21 protein-coding genes are annotated in these 26,416 nt (G+C 65.0%); 11 read left to right on the top strand and 10 right to left on the bottom strand.

Features of this window, described 5'->3' with window-relative positions; translation table 11 throughout:
* Positions 1-47: 47 nt before the first annotated feature.
* The 3 genes from Q0L25_RS21635 to Q0L25_RS21645 all read right to left on the bottom strand — a co-directional run bounded on the left by Q0L25_RS21635 (position 48) and on the right by Q0L25_RS21645 (position 2,825).
* Positions 48-1,331 (bottom strand): NAD(P)/FAD-dependent oxidoreductase, encoded by a 1,284-nt coding sequence (locus Q0L25_RS21635; RefSeq protein WP_296617939.1) that lies wholly within the window; start codon positions 1,329-1,331, stop codon positions 48-50.
* 136 nt (positions 1,332-1,467) lie between these two features.
* A complete protein-coding gene (gene bla, locus Q0L25_RS21640) occupies positions 1,468-2,361 on the bottom strand; it encodes a class A beta-lactamase (RefSeq protein ID WP_296617940.1) in 894 nt (297 codons plus the stop codon).
* 44 nt (positions 2,362-2,405) lie between these two features.
* Positions 2,406-2,825: a hypothetical protein gene (locus tag Q0L25_RS21645; RefSeq protein ID WP_296617941.1), complete on the bottom strand. Its 420-nt coding sequence runs from the start codon at positions 2,823-2,825 to the stop codon at positions 2,406-2,408.
* A 249-nt stretch (positions 2,826-3,074) separates the two neighbouring features.
* Between Q0L25_RS21645 and Q0L25_RS21650 the strand changes: the two genes are divergently transcribed.
* Complete coding sequence (locus Q0L25_RS21650) at positions 3,075-5,438, top strand: TonB-dependent receptor (RefSeq protein ID WP_296617942.1); 2,364 nt, start codon at positions 3,075-3,077, stop codon at positions 5,436-5,438.
* 353 nt (positions 5,439-5,791) lie between these two features.
* Here the strand turns inward: Q0L25_RS21650 and Q0L25_RS21655 are convergent, their stop codons facing one another.
* From Q0L25_RS21655 to Q0L25_RS21675, 5 genes are all read right to left on the bottom strand, one after another.
* Positions 5,792-6,013 carry a hypothetical protein gene (locus Q0L25_RS21655; RefSeq protein ID WP_296617943.1) on the bottom strand — a complete coding sequence of 74 codons (222 nt, stop codon included), beginning with the start codon at positions 6,011-6,013 and terminating at the stop codon, positions 5,792-5,794.
* Positions 6,014-6,185: 172 nt separating this feature from the next.
* Complete coding sequence (locus Q0L25_RS21660; protein ID WP_296617944.1) at positions 6,186-6,830, bottom strand: DUF2306 domain-containing protein; 645 nt, start codon at positions 6,828-6,830, stop codon at positions 6,186-6,188.
* Positions 6,831-6,993: 163 nt separating this feature from the next.
* The gene (locus Q0L25_RS21665) at positions 6,994-9,846 is read right to left on the bottom strand and encodes a TonB-dependent receptor (protein ID WP_296617945.1); all 2,853 of its coding nucleotides are present in this window, start codon (positions 9,844-9,846) and stop codon (positions 6,994-6,996) included.
* A 222-nt stretch (positions 9,847-10,068) separates the two neighbouring features.
* Positions 10,069-12,672 carry a TonB-dependent receptor gene (locus Q0L25_RS21670; protein ID WP_296617946.1) on the bottom strand — a complete coding sequence of 868 codons (2,604 nt, stop codon included), beginning with the start codon at positions 12,670-12,672 and terminating at the stop codon, positions 10,069-10,071.
* 183 nt (positions 12,673-12,855) lie between these two features.
* Entirely contained in the window at positions 12,856-13,050 is a 195-nt protein-coding gene (locus Q0L25_RS21675; protein ID WP_296617960.1) for a hypothetical protein, read from the bottom strand.
* Between Q0L25_RS21675 and adhP the strand changes: the two genes are divergently transcribed.
* A complete protein-coding gene (adhP, locus tag Q0L25_RS21680; protein WP_296617962.1) occupies positions 13,037-14,104 on the top strand; it encodes an alcohol dehydrogenase AdhP in 1,068 nt (355 codons plus the stop codon). The two genes, Q0L25_RS21675 and adhP, sit on opposite strands and share 14 nt — an antisense overlap.
* Before the next feature lie 150 nt (positions 14,105-14,254).
* On the opposite strand, the gene Q0L25_RS21685 is transcribed toward adhP, so the two are convergent.
* The gene (locus Q0L25_RS21685; protein WP_296617964.1) at positions 14,255-15,154 is read right to left on the bottom strand and encodes a LysR family transcriptional regulator; all 900 of its coding nucleotides are present in this window, start codon (positions 15,152-15,154) and stop codon (positions 14,255-14,257) included.
* Positions 15,155-15,266: 112 nt separating this feature from the next.
* Here Q0L25_RS21685 and Q0L25_RS21690 point away from each other — a divergent pair, with 112 nt between their 5' ends.
* The 5 genes from Q0L25_RS21690 to Q0L25_RS21710 all read left to right on the top strand — a co-directional run bounded on the left by Q0L25_RS21690 (position 15,267) and on the right by Q0L25_RS21710 (position 20,273).
* Positions 15,267-16,019 (top strand): SDR family NAD(P)-dependent oxidoreductase, encoded by a 753-nt coding sequence (locus Q0L25_RS21690; protein ID WP_296617966.1) that lies wholly within the window; start codon positions 15,267-15,269, stop codon positions 16,017-16,019.
* A gap of 29 nt (positions 16,020-16,048) precedes the next feature.
* A complete protein-coding gene (locus tag Q0L25_RS21695; RefSeq protein WP_296617968.1) occupies positions 16,049-16,417 on the top strand; it encodes a nuclear transport factor 2 family protein in 369 nt (122 codons plus the stop codon).
* Between the two features lie 256 nt (positions 16,418-16,673).
* Positions 16,674-17,588, top strand: coding sequence for a sulfite exporter TauE/SafE family protein (locus Q0L25_RS21700; RefSeq protein WP_296617970.1), 915 nt, complete (start codon positions 16,674-16,676; stop codon positions 17,586-17,588).
* A 41-nt stretch (positions 17,589-17,629) separates the two neighbouring features.
* Entirely contained in the window at positions 17,630-18,361 is a 732-nt protein-coding gene (locus Q0L25_RS21705; protein ID WP_296617998.1) for a TIGR02186 family protein, read from the top strand.
* Between the two features lie 244 nt (positions 18,362-18,605).
* Positions 18,606-20,273: a DUF87 domain-containing protein gene (locus tag Q0L25_RS21710; RefSeq protein ID WP_296617972.1), complete on the top strand. Its 1,668-nt coding sequence runs from the start codon at positions 18,606-18,608 to the stop codon at positions 20,271-20,273.
* A gap of 113 nt (positions 20,274-20,386) precedes the next feature.
* Here the strand turns inward: Q0L25_RS21710 and Q0L25_RS21715 are convergent, their stop codons facing one another.
* Complete coding sequence (locus tag Q0L25_RS21715) at positions 20,387-21,904, bottom strand: M23 family metallopeptidase (protein WP_296617974.1); 1,518 nt, start codon at positions 21,902-21,904, stop codon at positions 20,387-20,389.
* A gap of 452 nt (positions 21,905-22,356) precedes the next feature.
* Here Q0L25_RS21715 and Q0L25_RS21720 point away from each other — a divergent pair, with 452 nt between their 5' ends.
* The 4 genes from Q0L25_RS21720 (at position 22,357) to Q0L25_RS21735 (ending at position 26,345) form a co-directional block, all read left to right on the top strand.
* On the top strand, positions 22,357-24,828 hold the full coding sequence (locus Q0L25_RS21720) for a helicase-related protein (protein ID WP_296617975.1): 2,472 nt from the start codon (positions 22,357-22,359) through the stop codon (positions 24,826-24,828).
* On the top strand, positions 24,821-25,120 hold the full coding sequence (locus tag Q0L25_RS21725) for an RNA-binding S4 domain-containing protein (protein WP_296617977.1): 300 nt from the start codon (positions 24,821-24,823) through the stop codon (positions 25,118-25,120). The genes Q0L25_RS21720 and Q0L25_RS21725 overlap by 8 nt, the downstream gene beginning before the upstream one ends.
* A gap of 86 nt (positions 25,121-25,206) precedes the next feature.
* On the top strand, positions 25,207-25,548 hold the full coding sequence (gene fdxA, locus Q0L25_RS21730; protein ID WP_066584169.1) for a ferredoxin FdxA: 342 nt from the start codon (positions 25,207-25,209) through the stop codon (positions 25,546-25,548).
* A 263-nt stretch (positions 25,549-25,811) separates the two neighbouring features.
* Positions 25,812-26,345 carry a CarD family transcriptional regulator gene (locus Q0L25_RS21735; protein ID WP_066584167.1) on the top strand — a complete coding sequence of 178 codons (534 nt, stop codon included), beginning with the start codon at positions 25,812-25,814 and terminating at the stop codon, positions 26,343-26,345.
* Positions 26,346-26,416 lie beyond the last annotated feature (71 nt).

Genomic DNA, 26,416 nt, shown 5'->3' on the forward strand with positions numbered 1-26,416 from the left:
GGCGGAGGGTATCGAAGGTTAGGGGGAAGTCTAGTATGAAAGCGGCATCAGTCGAGCGCAGCTTCGCCTTTCGGCTGAGTGATGAGCCGGGCAGCACGCTGATTCCGCGTGTAAATCCATAGCCAGTTGAGTGCGACGCTGAGCCGCGCGCGTACCCCGACCAGAAAATAGATATGGGCGATTCCCCACAGCCACCAGGCGACCGCGCCGCGCAGCCTGATCCGCCCGAAATCGATCACCGCCTTGCGCTTGCCGATCTGCGCCAGGCTGCCCTGGTGATGGTAGCGAAAGGGTGTGGGTTCGGCCTTGCCAGCAAGCCTCCGCCGGATCGTTTCACCGACGAATGCACCTTCCTGCTTGGCGGCCGGTGCGATCCCCGGCACTGGCGAGCCATTGGGCGCCTTGACCGAGACCGTGTCGCCGATCGCGAAAATCTCGGGATGACCGGGCACGCTGAGGTCGGGTTCGACGAGTATCCGGCCGTTGCGGTCGGCCGCCGTTCCCAGCCATTGCGCGGCGGGCGAGGCGCGTACGCCCGCCGCCCAGACGATCGTCCGCGCCTCGACGCGCCGCTCGCCGAACGTGATGGCGCCCCGCTCGATCTGCGTCACCGGATCGCCCAGGCAGACTTCGACGCCGAGCTTCTCCAGCGCGCTCTTCGCGTAGCTCGAAAGCGCGTCGGGATAGCCATTGAGCACCTTGGGACCAGCTTCCACGAGCAGGACCTTGGTACGATGCGTATCTACCGCGCGAAAGTCGCGCGGGAGCGTATCATGGGCGAGATCGGCGATGGTGCCGGCGAGTTCGACGCCGGTGGGGCCGGCGCCGATGATCGCGAAGGTCAGCAAGGCCTGCTGTCGAACAGGATCGGTTTCGCGCTCCGCCGCCTCGAAGGCCGCGAGGATACGTCCCCGAATGGCAGTGGCGTCCTCGATCGTCTTGAGGCCGGGCGCGAACTCTTCCCACTCGTCATGGCCGAAATAGCCATGCCGTGCGCCGGTCGCGAGGATCAGCGTGTCGTAGGGTATCGCGCTACCGTCCGCGAGCTGCACGGCACGGCCTTCCACATCCACGCCGGTCACGGTGGCGAGGATGGTCGAGACGTCGCGGCGGTCGTGCAGCATCGATCGAATCGGCCAGGCTATTTCGGACGGCGCCAGCGACGCCGTGGCGACCTGGTAGAGCAGCGGCTGGAACAGGTGATGATTGCGTTGGTCGATAACGATGATGTCGGCCGGCGCGCCCTTCAGGCTTTTGATGGCCCAAAGACCGCCAAATCCCGCTCCGACGACGACGACACGGTGTCGTCCCGCTTCCGTCGCTCGAACCATCATCGATCGCCTCCGACTCGACGCGAGGCCCGATCGCGGGCCATCATGTTTCGCTTATATAGGACGGCGGCGGCGGGCGCCCCATTGCCGGACGGTGCCATGCCAGCTTGGGCGATCGGATCCGATATAACCCGAACTAAACCGCGGACACGCTCGCGACCGCGATCCGACCGACCTCGGCGAGCGCACCGGTCGCGACCGGATCCATCGGTTCGACGAGCCGCGCCGGTTCGAAGTAAGCGGCAACGATAAGCGGCGCGCGGCCGGCGGGGCCGCCAAAGGCCAGATCGACATAAGTATGCTTGGTCTTGCCGATGCCCGTCCCGGTCTTATCGCCAGCGTCCCACCCGGCGGGAAAGCCCGACCGGATGCGGTCACGACCGGTTTTCGCCTCTCTCATCCAGGCCTTGAGCTTGGCGCGGCTGGCGGGGGAAAGCGTCTTGCCGTGGATCAACCTGGCCGTGGTGGCGGCCATCGCCGCGGGCGTGGTCGTATCGAGTTCCGTGCCCGGCGGCGTCAGGTTCAACTCCGGCTCGTATCTGTCGAGGCGGCTGACATGATCGCCGATCGACCGCCAGAAACGGGTCAGCTGCTCCGGCCCGCCAAATCGCCGCAGAAGGACATTGGCCGCAGTATTGTCGCTGGTCACCACGATCGCGCGCGCCAGATCCTCCACGGCAAGACCGGCGTCGATCCTGGTCTCGGTGACCGGACTGACGCTCAACATGTCCGCCTTGATCCAATGCAGCACTTCCGAAAGATCGACCTCTTTCCGGTCGGCCTTGGCGAGCAGCATCGCCGCGAGCGACATCTTGAACGAGCTGCAATGCGCGAAGCGCTCGTTTTCCCGCCAGCCGAATTTCACGCCGCGGACCGGATCGAGAATATAGACGCCGAGCCGGCCCTTTGCGCGCCGTTCCAGCGCTCTCAGGTCGGCGACCCTTGCGGCCAAGTCGGCTGCCGCCGGCCGGGACGCTCCAGTAAGCAACAGGGCGGTGGCGCCCACCAACGCGGACCGACGATCAAGCATGCGACCTCCTCTATGTCACGGATGCGCCTAGCGAAAGCCTGCGATCACGCACCCTTCCGTTCGGCGAGCAGAGGATAGATCAGCTCCTTCTCGCTCCTGATCCGCTTGCGCATATCCGCCCGCATCGTGGCCGAGGCGGCGCAATATTCCGGCCAGCGGTCGCCAATTTCCCGCAAGGTCCAGGAGCCGATATGCTGGGTCGAGGTGATCATATTGTCCTTGCCGTCCGCCTTGAGCGTCTCCAGCGCGGTTTTCTTCGCCGGAGAGGCCTCCGCGATCAGCTGGTCATAGGCACGCTCCAGCAACATGGTTCGCGCCCGGCTGCTGCGGGTCAGCGCCTGCCGGAGCGCGGGCAAGCGATCCATCGGCGGTTGCGGCAGGCTGGTCAGCGCCTCCAGTGCATCGAGCTTGGCCAATATGTCGTCATGCAACCGACGCAACGTCTCTAACATATTGTTATCCATGGCGCTCCCATAGCCGCCGGCACCCAAATATTCCACGCAGAAGGTCAATAATCCTTCACTAATGCGGGAGCGCTAACCTGCCTCAAGTGGACAATGCTCTCCGGCCTGGCGAGCTTTCCGATGGACGTGGTGCGCAAGCCTCTCCGTCCGATCCCGGTTCTGACGCACTGTGGTCACAATTCGCGGCCAGTGGGCGCGTTCAAGCGGCACCCAAACCAGTAACTGGCGCCGCGCAAAGGGGTTATCATCATGCAGTATCAGAAGTTCATCGCATTGCTTCTCGTCGGGACGGCCAGCGTCGCGACGATTCCGTTCGCCGCCGCGCAGACCGCGGCGACTCCGGCGGCGGACAGCCCGGCCGATAGCGCGAGCGACACTGGCGATATCATCGTCACCGCGCAGCGCCGCTCGGAAAGCACGATGAACGTGCCGGTGGCCGTGTCGACGATCGCGCCCGAAGCGCTCCACGACTTCCAGGCGGCCGGCGCCGATACACTGCTGTCGCTGTCGGGCAAGGTGCCCGGCCTCTATGTGGAGTCGACCACCGGCCGCATCTTCCCGCGCTTCTACATTCGCGGCCTCGGCAATATCGACTTCTATCTCGGCGCGTCGCAGCCGGTGTCGATCATCCAGGACGACGTGGTCAAGGAGCATGTCGTGCTCAAGTCGAACCCGGCGTTCGACATCGCGCAGGTCGAAGTGCTGAAGGGCCCGCAGGGCTCGCTGTTCGGCCGCAACACGACCGCGGGCATCGTCAAGTTCGACAGCGCGCAGCCTAGCGCGAACTGGCAGGGCCAGGGTTCGCTCAGCTATGGCAGCTATAACAGCGTCAATGCCGATGTCGGCGTCGGCGGCCCGCTGACCAAGGACGGCACGATCAGCTTCCGCCTGTCCGGCCTGTACCAGCATCGCGACGACTGGATCAGCAACACCTATACCGGCCCGTCCGACGACGGCACCGTCCCCGGCCACAATGTGATGGGCGGCTTCGACGAGAAGGACGTGCGCCTGCAGCTGCTGTTCAAGCCAAGCGACGCGCTGAGCGTCCGCCTGTCGGGCCATGTCCGCGACTATACCGGCACCGCCTCGATCTTCTATCGCGGCTCGATCGTCCGCGGCACCAGCGCGGTGCCCGCCTCGTTCGACCGCTCGGTCGTGTCGTACGACGAAGCGCAGAACAACCCCCAGGCGTACAAGAACCAGGGCGTCTCGCTGAAGGTCGATTACGATTTCGGCGGCGCCACCCTGACCTCGATCACGGCCTGGGAACATGCCTCGGGCTATAGTCGCGGCGATACCGATGGCGGCGCGGCGGCGAATTTCGGCGGCGTCACCCCGAACATATGCGCCGCCGGTTGCGGCGAATCGCAGGGTCGCCTGCGCGGGCTCGATCAGTGGAGCGAGGAAGTCCGCCTGGCCAGCCCGAACACCGGCCGCTTCAAGTGGCAGGTCGGCGGCATCTATTTCGATGCGCGCGACAATACCGAGTTCGACCAGCGCTCGTTCTTCCTTGTCAACAATTCGCTCGGCACCACGCCGAACCCGAAGAACTTCGTCCTGCTGCACAACATCAACACCAGCTGGGCGGCGTTCGGCCAGGCGAGCTACGACCTCACCGATCAGTTGACGCTGAGCGGCGGCGTGCGCGTCACCAACGACACCAAGAGCACCAATCTGCTGCTCCACCCGAACTTCGCCAACCTGACCGTGCCGGCCACCGCGCCGACCTCGTCCTATGCCTGCGGTGCCGCGACCTATTGCCGCCTGTCCGACACCCAGCCGAGCTGGGACGTCAGCCTGTTGTGGCGCGCGGACCACGACGTCAGCTTCTACGCGCGCTATGCCCGCGGCTTCCGCGGCCCGACCGTGCAGGGCCGCTCGGCGGTGTTCAATTCGGCCTATTCGACGGCCAATTCGGAAAAGAACACCAGCTATGAGGCGGGCATCAAGACCGCGTTCGCCGACGGCCGCGTCCACCTCAACGTTGCCGGCTTCTACTACAACATCGACAACATCCAGTTGAACGGCAACGACAGCAACGGCAACGGCGTGCTGTTCAACGGCAACAAGGGCAAGGGCTATGGCGTCGAGGCCGAGCTCGAGGCGCGGCCGGTCAACAACTTCCGCGTCAATCTCGGCCTCAGCCTGCTGCACACCGAGATCAACGCGCCCAACGTCTATGCCCAGGTCGGCGCGGCGGGCGGCGTGATGTCGCAGACGGTGCTCAACCCGACGGTGCGGATCGGCAACAATTATTACGCCAATATCAACGGCAATCCGTTCCCCAACGCGCCGGACTACAACATCAACCTCAGCGCCCGCTACGACCTGCCGCTGGGCGGGGAGAGCAAGCTGTTCGTCGCCGGCGACTTCAACATCCAGGGCAAGACCAGCCTGGTCCTGTACCGCGCGGTCGAATACACCACCGACGGCAATTACGAACTGGGCGGCAAGATCGGTTACGCCTGGGGCAAGTATGAGCTGGCGGTGTTCGCCCGCAACCTGACCAACACCAAGAACCTGATCGGCGCGATCGACACGTCGAACTATCGGGCGGGCATCTACAACGACCCGCGCGTGATCGGCGTGATGCTCAGCGGTTCGTTCCGCTGAGCTGGGACTTGGCTGACGGGCTGCGGGTGGGAAGCCCGCAGCCTGTTGGGTCTAGCCAATTCTAAGGTGACGTATTTGGCCGGCCGGCGCGGTAATCGCGTCGGCCGCTTCTCCATCTGCCGCCGCCCCGCGGAATCCTCCCGTCGCCTTAGCGCACCCCCCGTCACCCCAGCGAAAGAACATCGGGTTGAGCATGCCCCGCATGCTCAAGGATCGTCCGGGAGACGATCCGACCCGATGTTGGTCTCTGGCGGTGCGCGATGCGGCTTGAGATCCCAGCTTTCGCTGGGATGACGAGTTAGGGAAACGGATCGACTAAGAACAACGGCTTATCAGAGTTCTCAACCTAGTCATCAACGCCGCACGGCGGCTTTCCTGGCCTTGGCCTGCTGCGCATAATGGTGCCGGGCGACAAGGCAGCCCGCGGCCGCTCCCGCGAGCGCATGACCACGGCCGACATAGTGACCTGCAACCCCGCCGACGATGGCGCCGCGGATGCATCCCTTGGCGAGAACGGGCGTGGCCGTGACGGTACCGGCGGCCAACGCAACAACGAGAGCGACTTTGCGGAACATGCGGTCTTCCTTGACGGGGTGTGTTGTAAACGTAATTCGCCCTATGATGGTTGCAAGAACCGCGCGGCCCGCCGCCTGCGTCGACCTACTATGTCTCCACCACGCTCCTGGGTTGAACGGAGCTGCTGCAAACGCCGCTATCCGCAATCAAACTGTGCGGCGTGACCCTCGTCTATGCCGTCCGTTGTTTACGCGCCGAGGCCCGCCTGATCGCTGACGCGGTCGCGATGGCCTCCGGCGCGATCAACGCGCAGACGATTAGCGACCACAGCATGTCGGACAGGAACTGATCGCTATAATGGCTGACGAAGATGTCCGGCACGCGGCTGAGCACGAAAACGAGCGTGAAACCGTAGCTGCGGATCATCCAGTCGCGATGCTGCTGCATCAGCCTGAGGCGGGCGCAGGTCCAGGCCACCAGCGCGCATATCAGCCACAGTCCGCCCTGAAACACCTGCTCGACATGGATGCTGGCCGGTTCCAGCGCGCCGACGCCGATGTAAATCGCGACCGGCGCCGAAAGGCAGACCGCGAGGATATAGACCTTGCCCAGCGCGTGATGGAGCGCGGGTTTGCGTGTCCGGATACGGCTCGACATTTGCGCCGTACCTGCGGTCAACGCCGTCAGCCCCATCAGGCCATGGAACATCAGCAGCGATCGGAAGGCTAGGACGCGCCGCGCATGAGGATCGCTGGGATCGAACCAGAATCGGTCGTCGACCCAGAGCACTGCCAGAAAGCACAAGGCGATCAGCGCGAAGAAGGAAATTTTCAGCCAGTCGTTCGCCGACGCCGGCGGCCGCGCCCTGCTTGCCATGGAAGCTCCCCTCCCAGCCCCTGATCGTAACGCATCAGTTACGATATTTGCGGGGGTGAGGGGAGTATCGTGCCGCGCAAGCGCTTACCCAATCCGAGAATCCGTGACGGGCGAGATTGCCGAACCTTCTTCAGCCATACCCGCACGTCACCATCGATCGCGATCAGAAGCCGTAGGACAAACGCGCATATCCGAACTGACCCGGGATGTCGTAGGTCGTCGGGTCGAAATTCGCGCTGTCGCAGGTGGCGCAGACCGGCGGGTTCTTGTTGAACACGTTGTTCACGCCGATCGTCAGGCGCATGTCGTGGTTCATCCAGGCAGGCGAGTAGTATAATTGCACGTCGCCATAGAAGGTCGCGGACATGACGTGTCCGTTACCCTCGGTCACCTTGCTGATATAGCGCGCGGTGAACGACGCGCCGAAGGCGGGCGACGACCAGTCGATCGTGCTGTTCAGCTTGAAGCGCGGAAACGCCTGATCGGTTGCCAGGCAGCGCTCGGTCCCGGCGCAGACCTGGAGCGGCGCCGATGGCGGCGCGACATTGTACTTCAGCAGATAGGCGGCATTGGCCGACAGTCCGATCGTCCCGCCGCGGACCTTGGGCGAGCGATAGATGAAGGTGGCATCCAAGCCGTCGGTCTTGATCGCGTTGAGGTTGAGCAGGCCCGCGCTGATGCCGGCGATCGTGCCGCTGGGCGTGCGCTTGATCGCGGCGCAGCTGACCGGATCGGCGTTGAACGCGCAACGCGACAAGGTGAGCGATGCCGGCACCGAATCGATCGCGTTCTTCAGGCTGATATTATAGTAATTGACTTCCAGGCTCAGCGCCGACGACCAGCCCTTCGCCCAGGACGGGCTGTACACGCCACCTGCGGTCCAGGTCTTGGCGGTTTCCGGCTTCAATGCCGCATTGCCCTTCGAGAACACGCCGAGCTGCCCACCGGTCGGATCGGCATAGCTGCCGTTCGCCGGCACGCCATTGGCGATGCAATTGGCCCTGACCGTCGCATTGGTCTGGAACGAGCCGCCGGCGCCGCTGGTGCAGGGATCGTTGATCGTCGCGTCGCTGCGCGACAGGCCAGCATAGAGTTCGCCGATGCTGGGCGCGCGCAGGCTCTCGGCATAACCGCCGCGGAACAGCAGGTCCGCGACCGGTTTCCACAGGCCGGAAGCGGTGAAGGTCGTGCTGCTGCCGAAGGACGAATAGTCCGAATGGCGAACCGCGCCGTCGAGTTCGAGCCGATAGAAGAACGGCGTATTGGCCAGGATCGGCACGCGAAGCTCGCCATAGACCTCGTTGACATGAAAGCCGCCGCGCGCAGGGCTTGTCGGCACGTCGGCACCCAGCCCCGCCACGATTACCGGATCGGGATCGTAGCTCGCCTTCTGGACGCGATGTTCGTAGCCGATGGCGATGCCGACCGGACCGGCGGGCAGGTCGAACAGCTCGCCCGACAGATTGGCGGTGTAATCGTACAGCCGCTGCAAGCTCTTGTCGCGTTCGTCGAAGGTCACATAATTCAGCATCGCCGGGGTGATCGAGCCCAGGCCGCCGAAGATATTGAACGGCACGCAGTCCCCGGTGCAATTGGCGACGGGACCCAGCGCGCGGGCGAGTTTGGCGGCGTTGAGGTTGCCGGTGAACAGTTGATGGGCATCGTTCAGGCCGACCACGGCATTGGCGTCCCAATACCATTTCTTGCTGCCGATGAGGAACGAGCCGTCGAGCGTGACGGTCCCCGAGAAGGTGTTGACGTCTTGCGTGAAGACGCGCTGGCCGCCTTCGACGAAACGCCGGCGGATGGTCGAATAATTGGCCGGCGTGCCGTCGGCGCCCGACGACAAGGTCACGCCGAACGGATTGTAGGGATTGGTGGCATCGACCGAGATCGTGTCGAGCAGATTGCCGTTCCCCGCATCCGGCCCGATGAACAGCGGCAGGAACGCCGCCTCGGTGGTCGAATGGCGATGATTATAGACCAATTTGACCCGCAGATTGACCGAGCTCGACAGTTCCTGCTTGAAGTTGAAGAAAGCGCCGATCCGCTCGTTCGGCGTGAGCAAATAGTTATAGGGTGCGAAATTGAACCGGTCCGCGAGCGTATAGTCCCGGAAATCGGTCGGATAGACCGGCTTGCGTCCGACGACCGGGGCGACCAGCGTCAGGCTCTGGCCGAGCACGTCGAACCGGCCGTTGGGGATGGCGCTGCTGCAGCCGCTGGTCGGCACCGCGCAGGACGTGATGCCGGCGGTCGGGAACAGCGAGATCGCGCGATTGGCGGTGCTCACCGCTTCCTGCTTGGTATAGGTCGCGCCGAAGACGAGCGACGTGCCGGTCGATGGCGACTGGATGCCATAGCTGAGCTGGAGGTCGGTGGTATGGCCATCGCCTTCGCGATAGGTGCCGAATTGCGCCGACGCCTTGAGCCCTTTCTGCGCCTGACGGGTGATGATGTTCACCACCCCGGCGACCGCGTCCGAGCCATAGAGCGGCGATGCGCCGGACTGCAGCACTTCGACCCGCTCGATCATGTTGGTCGGGATTTCGTTGAGATCGACCGAGGCAGGGATGCCGCCCGCGGCGGAGCCGTTGACGAAGCGCAGACCGTCGACCAGCACCAGCGTGCGCTTGGCGCCGAGATAGCGCAGATCGATCTCCGCCGAACCCGAGCTGACGCCGGTGCCGTCGGGCGGGCCGCCGATATTGCCGGCATTGTTGACCTTGGTGTTCAGCCCGCCGCCCGCGCTGGGCAGGCGTTGCAGCACATCGGCGACCGAACTCAGGCCGGTCTTGGCGATCGCGGCTTCATCGACGGTGACGACCGGCTTGTCGCTGTCCAGGGGGCTGCGGCGAATGCGCGACCCGGTGACGACGATTTCGTCGCTGGCGGCTGGGGCCGCCGCGGTGTCGGCGCTGGCGGTGTCCTGGGCAAATGCCGGTAGAGCCGACAGGCCGGCGACCAGCGCCAGGCTGGCCACCGTGGTACGTTGTGCGATCCGTATGCGATTCATTGAGCCGTCTCCCTTTACGGCCCTCAAGCATCGCTCCCCTGTAGCGGCAAAAGGGACCAAATCGGGACAAGGCGCAAGCACAAAAGCTGCAGCCGCCGCTCACTCCACATATCCTTTCGAACGTGTGGCAGCGGAACAACGCCATTTTCGATCGCCAGCCGCCGATCGGCAGGCGGAGTTCCATCGCACGGAACTCCCCCCGGATCCGGCTTTACCGCCGCCTCAATAGGCAGCCGATACCGTCAGGAACCATTGCCGCGGCGCGATCGGATAGGCCGAATAACTGTTGGTCGCCGATCCGATCGACAGGGTCGACACGCCCTTGCGGTCGGTCAGGTTGGTGACGTTGAGCGACACTTCCAGCTTGCGCAGCGGCAGGACGTTTTCCGGCACCTTCGCGGCGAGGCGCAGCGAGGTCAGGAAGTAAGACGGCACGCTGGCATCGTTGGTGAAGGTGGCGAAGCGGCGACCGACGAAATCGCCGATCACCTGCGCCTCGAACGGACCGACCGACAGAGTGGCGACGGTCTTGTTCATCCACTTGGGCGTGCCGGGCAGCTGCTTGCCGCAGGTCGGGACGACGCCGGCGGTGACGACGTAACCGCCGATGCAGGTCCCCGTCGCGGCGCCGATCCCCGTCGCGGTCGAGCTGTAGTCGCTCTGGTACTTGGACAGGTTGTACGACGTCGCGTTGTAGAGCGAAAAGGTGCGGCCGACGCGGAAGGTAAAGGCCGCGTCGACGCCATCGGTATGGACGTCACCGACATTGACCAGGATCGAGGTGCCGCCGGTGATGCCGCTGCCGGCGATGCCGCCCGGATTGGTCGAGATCGCCAGCAGGCGGTTGTTGAACACCACGTGATAATAATTCACCTGGGCATCAAACCCGATGCCGTTACCGAGGCCGCGGCTGGTGCGCAGTCCGCCTTCATAGGTCCAGCTGCTCTCGGGCTTGCCTTGGTCGGCAAAGGCGTTGAACGCCGCCTGGCTGCCGGTGAACCATGGGCCGCCGCCGCCGGCCAGATAGGCTTGATATTGGCGCAGGTTCTTCTGGACGTTGAAATAGAGCTGTTCGTGGCCGTTGAGATTATAATTGGCACCGACCGCAGGCAGGAACCAGTTCTTGGTATCGATCCGGCCTTGGGGCAGCCCGCCGGCCAGGCCCGATAGCGAGCCCGCCTTGGGCTGGACCGGGAACCAGCCATTGGCCCATTGCGCGCTGGTCTTGAACCCGGCGTTGACCAGCAGCTTGCGGGTGACTTGCCAGCTGTCCTGCAGATGGAGCTGCAGCTCGTTGATCCGGGCCTCCCCCTGATATTGCGTGAATAGCGGAGATTTGGCGTCGAGCGGGCGGATGTACGGCGTGCTCGCGGCCGGGTTGGTGATGTCGACCGCGTACCAGCGGCGATATTGCGTCGTGCTGTTGCGCTCGAACCAGCCGCCGAACTCGATCTTGTGGTTGCCGAGGTCGAGGGCGACCGCGGAGATGATGCCGCCGCGGTCGATACGATATTCGGTGGTGCGGGTGATCAGCCCCGAGCCGCCGGTCGCCGCGACCAGGGCGGCACCTGCCGCTGCCGCCTGAGCGTCGGTCAGCGCCGTACAAGCCGCTGGGCGGACGCCATTGCCGTTGCCGCCGAACTGGCACTTGTTCGCGACGGCGGTCGCATAATTGGGATCGAGATAGGGCTGCGCGGTGGTGATCGACTGGCCGAGCGGGCCGGCGACGACGCCGACACCGTCATTGTGATGGAAATAGCCGGTGGTCGACCAGGTGACGCGGTCCGACAGGTGCGCGTCGTAGCGCATATAGAGGAGATAGTCGGTGCGCTGCGCGTCCGAATAATAATTGCGGTAATTGCTCCCCTGCGCCGTGGGCGAATTGCCCAGTGCGTTGAGATAGGACGTCCGATAGGTGGCCAGGTCGGGATAGAAGAACGGCTTGGTATAGGGCGTATAGAGCTGGACCGGCGTCGCCGGCGCGCCTCCGGCCGAGGGCTTGAAGAACGTCGTCGCGTCCTCGTTCGGCTGGGTCATGTCGTTATAGTCGAAATAGAGCGTCAGCTTTCCGGCCTTGCCGTCGTTGACGAACTTGCCGTTCGCCTGCCAGCCGCCCTGGATGCCGTTGAAATCCCACGCGCGCGCGTGCTGTCGCGCCGCCGAGAGGTAGGCGGAGGTGTTGCCGTCGACGCCGAACGCGCCGGTGTCGATCCGCACGGAGGTGCGCGAGGTGCCATAGCTGCCGAAGGTCTGCGCCGCCTGGATGCCGAATGTGTCGAGCGGCGCCGAGGAATAGGTTTCGACCGTGCCGCCAAGATTGCTGTTCGACGCGGTGGCGAGGTCGCCGGCGCCGGTCGACACGACGACGCGGCCGACATTCTCCGAAATCACCGCGCGCTGCGGCGACAGGCCGTTATAATTGCCATAGCTTTGGTCGCCGAGTGGAATGCCGTCCATCGTATAGCCGAGTTGGTTGGCGGCGAAGCCATGGATGAAGATCTGCGCGTTCTGCTCGTTATAGCCCCAGGGGTCGGCAGTGATGTAGAGCACGCCGGGCAGCGTCTGGATCGCCTTCAACGGCGAGACGCCAGGCAGGATTTTCTGCATTTCGGTACCGGGAAGCTCGGTCGACGAGCGCGTCGACCTGCCGGTGATCACGATCGTGGCGGCGTCGTCGGGTTGGGCAGTGTCGGACTGCCCGGCGCCGGCCGGCCTATCGTCGGGTTGCGTCGCGCTCGTATCCGCCACGGCGGTCTGGGCGGACGCCGCGTCGGCGCAAAACAGTGCGCCGGCAAGCGCGAACAGGCTGGTAGTCGAACGGATCACGGCGGCCCCTTTTTATGGACGTTGCTGCAGCGCAGAAAGAGGCGCCTGTGCCTCCGCATGATGCCGTTTTCGCGTCGTTTCGGTTGCGATCGCATGACAATCGCGGTTCCGGTCCGCTTGCCGCGCATCCATTTTCGACGGCAGAGATGTGGATGGTTGCACCGGCTGTCGGGAGGATAAAGCCTAGCCTCCGGCGCTGTCCGCCTGAGAATCTCCGGAAGATCCGTAATAACCACAATTTAGAACCCGTCGGTTTGCCGGCACATGCTCGGGCTCGGGATCAAGGAATTCGTCAATCACAAGCTGATCGACGTCGTCGACATCGACGCGGCGTTTTGACGCGCCAAGCTGAAGGAGTTCAATCATGTTGAAAACCATGAAAGCGGCTGTCGTCCGCGAGTTCGGAAAGCCGCTCGTGATCGAGGAGGTCGCGGTGCCTGAGGTCGGACCCAGCCAGATTCTGGTCAAGGTCGCTGCCGCCGGAGTATGCCACACCGATCTCCATGCCGCCGAAGGCGACTGGCCGGTAAAGCCGAAACCGCCCTTCATCCCCGGCCATGAAGGCGTCGGTCACGTCGTCGCCGTGGGACGAGGCGTGACGCATGTGAAGGAGGGAGATCGCGTCGGCGTGCCCTGGCTCTATACCGCCTGTGGCCATTGCGTGCATTGCCTCGGCGGCTGGGAGACGCTGTGCGAGAGCCAACAGAATACCGGCTATTCGGTGAACGGCAGCTTCGCCGAATATGTGCTCGCCGATCCCAATTACGTCGGCCACCTGCCCGCCAATGTGAGCTTTGTGGAGATCGCGCCGGTGCTCTGCGCTGGGGTAACGGTCTATAAGGGCCTCAAGGTCACCGACACCAAGCCAGGCGACTGGGTGGCGATCTCCGGTATCGGCGGGCTGGGGCACATGGCCGTGCAATATGCCAAGGCGATGGGCCTCAATATCGTTGCGGTGGATATTGACGATGCCAAGCTCGATCTCGCCCGCAGACTCGGCGCCCAGCTCACGGTCAACGCGCTCGACGCCGATCCCGCCGCCTTCATCCGCAAGGAGATCGGCGGCGCACAGGGCGTGCTCGTGACCGCCGTCTCGAACAAGGCGTTCCAGCAGGCGATGGGCATGGTCCGGCGCGGCGGAACCGTGTCGCTCAACGGACTGCCTCCCGGCGACTTTCCGCTATCGATCTTCGATACCGTGCTCAACGGCATTACGGTGCGCGGCTCGATCGTCGGAACCCGGCTGGATCTTCAGGAGGCGCTCGACTTTGCCGCACAGGGCAAGGTGCGGGCCACCGTGGCCACCGAAACGCTCGACGACATCAACGACGTGTTCGGACGGATGCATCGCGGCGAGATCGAAGGGCGAGTCGTGCTGGACTTCGATAACGCGCCGGTCTCAGGGTCGGCGCTGCAAACCACTCTGGTTTGACCGGGTCTCGCCTCGTTCGAACCGGCGGACAAGGCGCGGGCCATTGCGAAGGTGATCATCGCGTCGATCGTCGCATGATCATTGCCGGCTGCATCGCACCATGAACGGCCTTGGGCTGCCTATCGCGAATTTCCGAAAGCCGCCCGCTGTTCAGCGCGTGACGATGTCGCGAGGAAAATCGGCAGCCAGGTGATCGATGAGCGCCCGCACCGCCGGCGGCAGGCCTCGGCGCGTCGTGAAGACGAGATGGACGATGCCTTGCAGGCCCCGCCAATCGGGGAGCACCCGCACCAGCCGCCCGGCGAGCAACGCCTCGCGGCAGACATGGTCGGGCAGGATCGCGACACCCAGCCCGGCGATGACGGCATTCCGTACCGCGGCCATGTCGCCGCAGCCCATTCGCGGCTCGACCCGCACGACCCGCGTGCGGCCGTCATCGCTTTCCAGATGCCAATCGGCGACATCGGCATCATCGCTGGTCGACAGCGCCGGCAACGCCGCCAATTGCTCCACCGATCCGATTTGCTGGGCGAGTTGCGGGCTCGCGACCAGGATTCGCGTCGACAGGCCGAGCGAGCGCATGGTCAGCGCGGCGTCGCTGGTAAGCTCTGAACGGACGCGCAGGGCCAAATCGATCCGCTCCTCGATCAGGTCGACGGCGCGGTCGGTGGCGACGAGCTGGAGGCGAACCCTGGGGTATTTGGCCAAGAATGAGGCGAGCAGGCCGGTGATCGGTTCGATCATACCCGTCGGGCAACTGAAGCGGATCCGTCCGTGCGGCTCGGCCTGCGCCCGAAGGACGAGGGCCTCGGCCTGTTCGGCCTCGGCCATCATTGCGCGGCAGCGCTCGTAAAAGGCCTGGCCGGTATCGGTGACGCGAAAGCGCCGGCTGGACCGCTCGATCAAGCGCAACCCGAGCCGTTCCTCGAGCGCCGCGACGCGACGGCTGAGTTTCGACTTGGGTTCGTGCAGCGCGCGACCAGCGGCGGCGAAACCGCCATGCGCGACCACTTCGGCGAAATAGGCGAGATCGTTCAAGTCGGTGCGCATTATCGTTCCTCTGATGGAACGCTGAGTAGCAGAATTGCCGACTACTCGCATTATCGTTCTCATCTCATCTCCGTCGCAACGGGATAGTCCGCAAAATTCGAGGAGACAGACGATGAGCAACAGGTTCCAGGACAAAGTCGTGATCGTGACCGGCGGCACGACCGGCATCGGATTGGCGACCGCCAAGGCCTTCGCCACCGAAGGCGCGTCGGTATTCGTCACCGGCCGCCGCCAGGAAGCGCTGGATGCGGCGATCGCGGCGATCGGCGGACGCGTCACCGGCGTCCGCGGCGACATGTCGAACCTTGCCGATATCGATCGGCTGTATGACGCGGTTCAACAGAAGCACGCGCAGATCGATGTCGTCTTCGCCAATGCCGGCGGCGGCGAGATGGTCCCGCTCGGTGCGATCACCGAGGAGCATTATCAGCGCACGTTCGATACCAATGTGAAAGGGGTCCTGTTCACGGTGCAGAAGGCGCTCCCCTTGCTCAAGGACGGCGCATCCGTGATCCTGACCAGCTCCACCACCAGCATATCGGGAACGCCCGCGTTCAGCGTCTATTCCGCGACGAAGGCGGCGGTGCGCAACTTCGCTCGCAACTGGATCCTGGACCTCAAGGATCGTCATATTCGCGTCAATGCGATCAGCCCGGGCGTGACGGACACGGAGGGGCTGAATGAGCTGTTCGGCGGTGGCGAGCAGGCCGCCGGGACCAAGGAATATCTCGCGAGCTTGATCCCGGCCGGCCGCGTCGGCCAGCCCGAGGAGATCGCCAAGGCCGTGCTCTTCCTTGCCTCGGACGACGCCAGCTTCGTCAACGGCGTCGAACTCTTCGTCGACGGCGGTCAGGCCCAGATCTGACCGGGGTCGACACAATTGAGGAGATCATCATGACCAACAGCATTGCTACGCTTCTGACCCGCAACCTTCAGGACGTATTCGGCGAGGGCGATGCGCAGCGGCGGCGGGCAGCCATCGACGAGCTCTGGGCGGAGGACGGCGTCTTCTACGCGCCCGACGGCATCCATCGCGGCCGGGATGCGATCGACCGCAATGCCGGCGCGATCCGGGCGACGCATCCCGATTTTCGCTACGCGCTGCTCGGCACGCCGGAAGAGGTCCATGGCACGGCCGGCCGCGCGAGATGGACGTCCGGCAAGCCGGGAGAGCCGCCAGCCTATGCGGGCACCGACTTCATCCTGGCCCGCGATGGCAAGATCGCCGCGCTCTATATGTTCTTCGATCCTCTCACCGCTTGACGCATTGCGCCCAGCCCGCGTCCGTGCGGATGCGGGCTGGCCAGATCGGAACCGGCTCGCAGGACAGGCCGACCCGGGCGACGGGAGCCAAGGCGCTCGACCGTCTTATCGCCGCGACCCCTATTGATGTGGAAGGCTGGCGCGACTCCCGCCTGAACGGTGTCGGCGATCCATTCTCAGGCCCCGACGATCGTGTTGCCGCCTTCTCGCCGCCAACCGCCTTCCACCCGCCCCAACCTGCGTCTAACGTAGCCAGGTGGACCTCTATCTCCCCATCGCCAACATGTCGGTCAACGCGCTGGTGATCGTCGCGCTCGGGCTGTTCGTCGGGCTGTTGTCGGGGATGTTCGGGGTCGGCGGCGGGTTCCTGACCACGCCGTTGCTGATCATCTATGGCATCCCGCCGACGGTCGCCGCCGCATCATCGGCGAGCCAGGTGACCGGGGCAAGCGTCTCCGGCGTGTTCGCGCACCTGCAGCGGCGCGGGGTCGATTTCCAGATGGGCGGGCTAATGGTCGCGGGCGGGTTCGTCGGGTCCGGCGTCGGCGCGTGGATCTTCCGCATTCTCCAGCGCACGGGGCAGATCGATACGGTCATCGCGGTCATCTATGTGCTGATGCTCGGCTGGATCGGGTCGACCATGGCCAGGGAATCGATCCGGTACATCCTCGCCGCGCGCGGCGGAGCGCCGCCGCCCGCGCGCAAGCGGCGCCACCATCCGTTGGTCGCCGCGCTCCCGCTCAGGATGCGTTTCTATCGCTCGGGACTCTACGTCTCGCCGCTCGCGCCGTTGCTGCTCGGGTTCGGCGTCGGCATCCTGACCATCCTGCTCGGCGTCGGCGGCGGCTTCATCCTCGTCCCGGCAATGATCTATCTGCTCGGCATGGCGACCCAGGTCGTCATCGGCACCAGCCTGTTCCAGACGCTGTTCGTCACCGCCTGGGCGACGATGGTCCATGCCACCACGACCAAGGCGGTCGATATCGTGCTCGCGGTGCTGCTGCTGATCGGGTCGGTGACCGGCGCACAGCTCGGCGCGCGCTTCGCGGCGCGGGTGAAGCCCGAATATCTCCGCCTCGCGCTTGCGGTGCTCGTGCTGCTGGTCGGCGTGCGCATCGCGATCGGCCTCGGCTGGCGGCCGGATGAAATCTATTCGGTGGAACTGTCTTGAAGGTCCGCGGCGCCGTCGCGCTGGCCGCCGCGCCGTTGCTGATGGGGCAAGCCAAGCCCGTATCGAAACCGGTGCTGGTCCCCGACGTCTCGCAGCGCCAGATCGAGATCGCCTATTCGTTCACCGGCGCCGACCTGCTGCTGTTCGGCGCGATCCTCTATCCCGGCGGGCGATTGCCCGACGACGATGCGCCGACCGACATCGTCGTCGTGGTCAAGGGCCCGACGCAGTCGATCCTGGTGCGCGAAAAGGAAAAGATCGCCGGCATCTGGGTCAACGCGTCGCGGCTGCGCTATCGCTCGGCGCCCAGCTTCTACGGCATGGTGTCGTCGCGTCCGATCGGTCAGGTGGTCGATAGCCGCACGCGCGCGATCTACGAACTCGGTCTCGACAGCCTGCAATTGTCCCCCGCATCGAGCGCGCCGCAGGACGCGCAGGATCGCTTCGCGCGGGGATTGGTCGACCTCAAGCGCCGGTCCGGCCTCTATTACGAGCAGCCCAATGCGGTCGAGATCAGCGACGGCGTGCTGTACCGTGCCCGCGTCAACATCCCCGCGCGCGTGCCGGTCGGGCGCTTCACCGCCGAGACTTTTCTGATCCGCGACCGGCACGTGCTGGCAGTCGCGACCAGGGATATCGACATCCGCAAATCGGGGTTCGAGCGATTCGTCGCACGCTCGGCGCAGCGAAGTTCGATCGCCTACGGGCTGGTCGCGGTGGCGCTGTCGGTGCTGTTCGGCTGGGGCGCGGGCTATATCGCGCGGCGGGTTTGAAGGCATTTGGACGGCGTCCGGTTTCCGTCACCCCGGCCTCGTACCGGGGTCCATCGTGGGGCACGGGAAGCCCTCGAGCCTCATTCTTCTCGCTTACCGGCACGTTGGATGCCGGAACGAGTCCGGCATGACGGGACAGGTCGACCGAGGCCAAGCACGCCCCACCCTCCTTTGGGAACGCTAGCAAACCCAATATTTACTCCTGATCGGCCATAGCGGCCCGCTAAGTGACCAGGGGATTGCGATGACCGAAATGCTGGGCGGTAACGCGTTCGCGCGAGCGACAGCCGATGAGGCCGCCGCGCCGACTCCCGCATCGAGCCTGGGCAGCGAGATCGGGGGCCTGATCGAGATTGCCGGTTCGGGTGGCCAGGTGCTGTTGGATTCCGACGCCATCGCCAGCTATGCCGGCAGCCCCGATCCGGTGCTGGCATCGGCAGGCTCGGTCGGCGCGCAGGTCAAGATCCGCGTCGGCGCCTGCTGGATGATCGCCAATATCCGGTCGCTGCGCCTGGTCGAGGCCGGCACCCTGGCGCAGATCGACTTTCTCGGCGAAGGCGATGAAGAGCGGCTGACCGGCAAGCTCTACAAGTTCCGCCGCGGCGTCACGCGCTATCCCTCTCCGGGCGCAGCGGTGTTTCCGGTATCGACCGCGGATCTCAAGCAGATCTACGCCGCCGACGATCGCGCCAATGTCGAGATCGGTACGGTCTATCCGACCAAGGACATTCGCGCCTCGCTTTATGTCGACGCGATGCTCGGCAAGCATTTCGCGCTGCTCGGATCGACCGGTACCGGTAAATCGACCAGCGCCGCGCTGATCCTGCACAAGATCTGCGAGCTCGCGCCGCAGGGCCATATCGTGATGGTCGATCCGCATGGTGAATATTCGGCGGCATTCCAGACCACCGGCGCGATTTACGACGTCTCGAACCTGCAGATGCCGTATTGGCTGATGAATTTCGAGGAACATTGCGAAGTGTTCCTGACAACGTCCAATTCCGAACGTCAGATCGACGCCGACATCCTGGCCAAATGCCTGCTCGCCGCGCGCGCCAAGGGACGACTGGGGCAGGAGATCAGCAAGCTGACGGTCGACGCTCCGGTGCCGTATCTGCTCAGCGACCTCACCAATCTGATCCAGCTCGAAATGGGCAAGATGGACCGCGCCGGCGACACCGCGCCCTATCTGCGGATCAAGACCAAGATCGACGAGATCAAGGCCGATCCGCGCTACAGCTTCATGTTCTCCGGCATGCTCGTCGCCGACACGATGCAGGATTTCATCAGCCGCGTGTTCCGCCTGCCCGGCGACGGCAAGCCGATCTCGATCATCGACGTGTCGGGCGTGCCGAGCGAGATCACCTCGGTGGTGGTCGCGGTCCTGTCGCGCATGGTGTTCGATTTCGCGATCTGGTCGCGCAACGAAGCGCGGCGCCCGATCCTGCTCGTCTGCGAGGAAGCGCACCGCTACATCCCCAACGAGCGCAACGCCGACGGATCCTCGGTCGGCAAGATCCTCAGCCGCATCGCCAAGGAAGGCCGCAAATACGGCGTTAGCCTGGGCCTTATCACGCAGCGCCCATCGGATCTGGCCGAAGGCGTGCTGTCGCAATGCGGCACGATCATCTCGATGCGCCTCAACAACGATCGCGACCAGGCGTTCGTCCGCGCGGCGATGCCCGAAGGTGCGCGCGGCTTCCTCGATGCGATCCCGGCCTTGCGCAACCGCGAGTGCATCATCTGCGGCGAAGGCGTCGCGATCCCGATCCGCGTCGCATTCGACGGACTGGAGAACAACAAGCGCCCGGCGTCGGACGATCCGATGTTCTCCGACTTGTGGCGTGAAACGGGCGGCGAGGATCAGATCATCGGCCGCACCATCCGTCGCTGGCGCTCGCAGGGGCGCTGATCGGGCAAACCCATCGGCTATCCGCAGCGCTCCTGCGAAAGCAGGAGCCCAGAGTTACTTAGGAAATCGCTTGGGATCCTGGGCTCCTGCGTCCGCAGGAGCACCGGATAGGGTTAGCCAGCCTTGCGCGCCGTGCCCGGATGGACCGACAGCAATTCGGACACGTGCGACTTGAACGCGCGCAAGGCCGCGCCGGTCAGCGCCGCGACGCTCGAGAAGGAGAAGCCGCGCGGATTGACTACCTGGCCGCTGCGATAGACTTCGAAATGCAAATGCGGCCCGGTCGACAGGCCCGAATTGCCCGAATAGGCGACGATCTGGCCGCGCTGCACGCGCTGGCCGTTGCGCACCAGCACACGGCTCAAATGGCCATATCCAGTACCGACCCCGCCGCCTTGCGCCTGAATGCCGACGAAGCTGCCATAGCCGCCTTTATAGCCGGCCCAATTCACGATGCCGTCGAAGACAGCATAGACCGGCGAGCCATAAGCGCAGGCGATGTCGATGCCCTTGTGCATCCGGTAATAGCCGAGGATCGGGTGCATCCGCATGCCGAAGGATGAGCTGATCCGGCCAGCGACGGGCAGGCCCATGAAGCCCTGGCGCTCGGTCTGGCCGCTGGCGTCGTACCAATCGCCATGGCCGTTGCCGCCATCCTCATCCTCGTCCTGGTTGCGGCTCCATTTGACAAGCTGGACCTTGCGGCGGCCCATATCGAGCCCCGCGAACAGGATCTTGCCGAGCTCGACTTCACCAGTCGCGGCGCGGCGCTGCGACAGCATGACGTCCCAGGTATCGTCCGAGGCGACATCGCTGCCGACCGAGATCCGCGTCGCGATCGCCTTGATATAATCGGCGGCGACGGTCGAGGGCACGCCGGCGGCGCGCATCGATTTGTACAGGCTCGATCCGGCGAGGCCCTGGATGCGCAGCGGCGTGTCGTCGACCGCGATCGCCTGGCGATCCATGGTCAGGCCGTTGGCGGTGCGCCTGATCGTCAGGCGGAAATCGAACGCCGGCTGGAAACTCAATTGCTCGAGCGGACGCGGATCGCTCTTCTTCGCGCGGCGGCCGAGCACGCCCTCGAACCGCGTTCCCGGGCGGATTTGATCGAGCGGCAGCGCGCCGGCGACCAGATCGGTCACGCGCGCGATATCGGTCTTGGCGGCGCCGGCGCGGCGCAGCACTGCCGCCAGGCTGTCGCCATCGCTCATCGCCGAGGCAAAGGCCTGGGTCGGGCGGTCGGGCGTTTCGGCCAGCGGCCGCACCAGGTCGGTCGCCGCCATGCGCTGACCGGTATCGGCGCCGAAGGCGAGCGGCGCGATCGATTGCGCGCGGGCATTTTCCCACGCCTTGCCCTTGAGTGGCAAAGCCGACGCGGCGACCAGCGGCTGGCCGATACCCGGCGACAAAGCCCAGCACGCGCCGATCAGCGCGGTGCAGGTGGCCAGCCCGCGGAACCAGTCGCGCGATCCGATGCGCGCGCCGAGATCCGGCGTCCAGTCGATCTGCGCCATGGTCGCGCGCAGGCGGTCGGCGAAAGAGAGGTCGGTGGTGAGGACCAGCGCGTTGCCGGACGAGCTGGGGGCGGCGCCACCCGATTGCTCATAATGCTCACTGCGCAGAAACACGACGAAACGACCCCGTTACGTAATCGCCGATCCACCCCCGGCGCTGACGAATCACTCTGCCGACAGGGCGTTAAAGTCAATTTAACCGCCGTGTTGAGCATCAATCCGTGCGGCAAGCCGTGCAGCGCGAGGGATAAATCCCATTTGGCACGGAACTATTCCAAGTACCGGCGAATCCGGGAACTTTTGGCTGCGGTGACTTGCCTTAGGGATGATTACTTACGGACTCGCAAGAGTCTGTTTGGAAATGCGCCGGCGGGCGCATTTCGCGGTGCCGGCCGCTCCCCCACCCGACCTCCCAATCAGCTTATTCTATGGGAGGTCGGGTGGGAGAGCGGGCCGGCACCGTCTTAAAACTCGCTCTACCGCGAGTTTTCAAACGGGCGCGACTATCATCGCTCAGTCAACTCGCGCTTGCGCCAACCGCTCTTGGCGACGATCTATAGGCCGTCATGCGTGCCTTCTCGTCCCCGGTCACCGCGGTGCTCGGGCCCACCAACACCGGCAAGACGCATCTCGCGATCGAGCGGATGTGCGGTCATTCGAGCGGGATGATCGGCTTCCCGCTGCGGTTGCTGGCGCGCGAAGTCTATGACCGCGTCGTCAAGTTGAAGGGCGCCAAGCAGGTCGCGCTGATCACCGGCGAGGAACGCATCGTACCGCCCGACGCGCGCTGGTTCCTGTGCACGGCCGAGAGCATGCCGTTCCAGAGAGACCTTGCTTTCGTCGCGCTCGACGAGGCGCAGCTGGGTGCCGACCCCGAACGCGGCCATGTCTTCACCGACCGTCTGTTGCGCGCGCGCGGGCGGGAGGAGACGATGATCCTGGGGTCCGAGACATTGCGGCCGATGGTCAAGGCGCTGATCCCCGACGCCGAGATCGTCAATCGCCCGCGTTTCTCGACCTTGTCCTATGCTGGCGCGCGCAAGCTGTCGCGACTGCCCAAGCGCTCGGTGATCGTCGCGTTCAGCGCAGAGGAAGTCTATGCCGTCGCCGAGATGATCCGGCGCCTGCGCGGCGGCGCCGCGGTGGTGATGGGCGCCTTGTCCCCGCGCACGCGCAACGCCCAGGTCGCGATGTTCCAGGCCGGCGAGGTCGATTATCTGGTCGCCACCGACGCGATCGGCATGGGGCTCAACATGGACGTCAACCATGTCGCCTTCGCCAGCCTGACCAAGTTCGACGGCCATCGCCAGCGCCGACTGACAGTGAGCGAGATGGCGCAGATCGCCGGGCGTGCCGGGCGGCATCAGCGCGACGGCACCTTCGGCGCGCTGACCGCCGACGGCCCCGGCGCGTTCACGCCCGAGGAAATCCACGCGATCGAGCATCACCACTTTCCCAAGCTCGACTTCCTCTATTGGCGCGACGGCGAACCGGATTGCAGCTCGGTCGACGCGCTGATCGCCAGCCTGGAAGCCAAGCCCGACAATCGCGTGCTGCGCGCAGCACCCGTCGCGACCGATCTCGCGGTGCTCAAGCGACTGACCGCGGACGAAGCCGTCCGCGACCGCGCGCGATCGCCGGGGCAGGTCGCGCGGTTATGGGCGGCCTGCGGCGTGCCCGATTTCCGCAAGCTGGGGGTCGATCCGCATGCGCGGCTGGTCGCGCGCCTCTATGACGATCTGAGCTCCGGCAATGGTCATATCGCCGCGCCCTGGTTCGCCGACCAGGTCGCGCGGCTCGACGACGTCACCGGCGATGTCGAGACGATCGCCGGCCGCATCGCTGCGATCCGCACCTGGGCCTATATCGCGCATCGCGGCGACTGGCTGGCCGATCCGGCACATTGGGCGGCGCGCACGGCGGCGGTCGAGGAGCGCTTGTCCGACGCTTTGCACGCGTCCCTGACCCAACGCTTCGTCGACAAGCGGACGACCGTATTGCTACGCCAGATCGGCAAGGATTCGGGCGCGCTGCCGGTAGTGATCGGCGAGGAAGGCGAAGTGCTGGTCGAGGACCATCCGATCGGCACGCTCGAGGGATTCCGCTTCTCCGTCGCCGCCGATGCGCGGCATGCGGACAAGCGGCTGTTGCTCGCCGCGGCGGAGAAAAGGCTGGGGTCCGAGCTCGCGAAGCGCGGCCGCGAACTGGCGGAATCGGACGACGAGGAGTTCGCTTTGTCCTTTCCGCGGATCGAATGGCGCGGCGTCGGGGTGGCCGAACTGGCCCCTGGCGCCAATCTCGCCCAGCCGCGCGTCGTGCTGGACCGCGCGGTCGAGGCGCTCGACCCGGCGCTCCGCAAAGCGGTGCAAGCGCGACTGGACCGCTGGGTCGCCGATCAGCTGGCGCGCCATTTGCCGGTATTCGGCGCGCTCGACGGCTGCCTGCGCGATGCTGCCGCCGGCGCGCCGCTTCGCGCGGTCGCGGGGGCGCTGCTCGATGCCGGCGGATTGCTGCCGCGCCGCGCGATCGGCGCGCAGGTCGAGGCGCTCGACCCCGCCGCGCGCAAGAAATTGCACAAGATGGGGGTGACGATCGGCACGCTCGACCTGTTCGCGCCCACCTTGCTCAAGCCTGGTCCCGCGCGCTGGCGGCGGATGCTGATGCGGCTTGCCGATGGCCCGCGCGACGGCGCGACCGTGTTGCCGCGCAACGCGCCGGGCGCCGACCTGCCTTACGGCTTTCGTCCGCTCGGCCAGCAGGCCGTGCGGATCGACCTGGTCGAGCGTATCGCGCGCGCCGCGCACGATTCCCGCAAGGGGCGGGCACCATTCGCGCCCGACGCGGCGCTTGCGACCTCGATGGGAATCCAGCCCGACACGCTGGCGCGGTTGATGGCGCAGCTCGGCTTTCGCGCCGCGCGGCCGGGCGAGGACGGCAAGCCGCGCTGGATGTGGCAGGGACTGACGCCCAACGCCAAGCCCAAGCCGCCGCCGCGCGACAATGCCTTCGCCGCGCTCGCCGGAATGCTCGATGGCTGACAGGCTGGCCGATCGGACAATGCGTCTCGACAAGTTTCTCTGGTTCGCACGGATCGTGAAGACGCGCCCGTTCGCACAGGCGCTCGCCGAGGAGGGGCATATGAGAATCGACGGCCGCCCGATCGACCGCGCCGCGGCGCCGGTGCGCCTGGGCAATATCCTGACCTTCGTCACGCATCGCGGCGAGGTCCGCACCATCCGGATCGAAGCGCTCCCCGTTCGGCGCGGCCCGCCTTCCGAAGCACAGCGTTGCTATCAGGATCTCCAGGCGGGTGGGGAGCCGACAACTTAAGAACGTCTCGCAGAAAGCCGCGATTGATTGACGGGCGCGGAACACGCGCATAGCACGGCCCAAACCGTACTCCTGGGGAGCCAGAAATGACCTACGTCGTGACCGACGCCTGCATCCGCTGCAAGTATATGGACTGCGTCGAGGTGTGTCCGGTCGACTGTTTCTACGAAGGCGAGAACATGCTCGTCATCAATCCCAGCGAATGCATCGACTGCGGCGTGTGCGAGCCCGAATGCCCGGCCGAGGCGATCCTGCCGGATACCGAGAGTGGCCTCGAAAAGTGGCTCGAGCTCAACAACACGTTCAGCAGCCAATGGCCCAACGTCACGCGCAAGAACGACCAGACTCCGGCCGATGCCGACGAACACAAGGGCGAAGAAGGCAAATACGACAAGTATTTCTCGCCCGAACCCGGCCAGGGCGACTGAGCCTAACCAGCCTGTCGATCGAAATTATGTCGGCCCCGCCCAGCAATGGGACGGGGCCGTACCCATTATAGGTCGGGCGCGCGTCGTATGAAAACGACGTCGGGCTGGTAATTTTATTACGACTGTGTTAAATAGGTCAGGACGAGAGCCCCTTTCCGAGTCTCTCGTGTGGAGACACACACATCCAATCAAGCCCTGCCGGCGCCATGTCCGGGCGTCGTGCGTTTATTCGGGCGACATTCCAAGTGAAAGGTTGAAGTTACATGGCTGCCAAGGCGCTGTCCTTCGACGTCGGTGATTACGTTGTTTATCCCAAGCACGGCGTCGGCCGTGTCGTTGAACTTCTGAAGCAGGAAATCGCCGGCATGACGCTGGAGCTTTACGTGCTCCGGTTCGAGAAGGAGCGCATGACGCTCCGCGTGCCGACCAACAAGGCCGAGAGCGTCGGCATGCGCAAGCTGTCCTCGGACAAGACGCTCCGCGAAGCGCTCGACACGCTCAAGGGCAAGCCCAAGGTCAAGCGGACCATGTGGTCGCGCCGCGCGCAGGAATATGAAGCGAAGATCAATTCGGGCGACCTGGTGTCGATCGCCGAAGTGGTCCGCGACCTGTTCCGTGCCGAAGACCAGCCCGAGCAGAGCTATTCGGAGCGTCAGATCTTCGAGGCTGCCGCGTCCCGCCTCGCCCGCGAACTCGCCGCGATGGAAGAGACCGACGAAAAGGGTGCGCTGGAGAAGATCCTCGACATCCTGCGTAAGGCCGCGGCGATCCATAACAAGGACAAGGTTCCGGCTTAACTTCCGGATCAAGTCTTTGATAAAAGAGGGCGGTCCCGCGGGGCCGCCCTTTTTCGTTGCGGGCCCGTTGG

Origin of the sequence: Sphingomonas sp., from assembly GCF_024508665.1 — a bacterium.
Lineage (GTDB): Bacteria > Pseudomonadota > Alphaproteobacteria > Sphingomonadales > Sphingomonadaceae > Sphingomonas.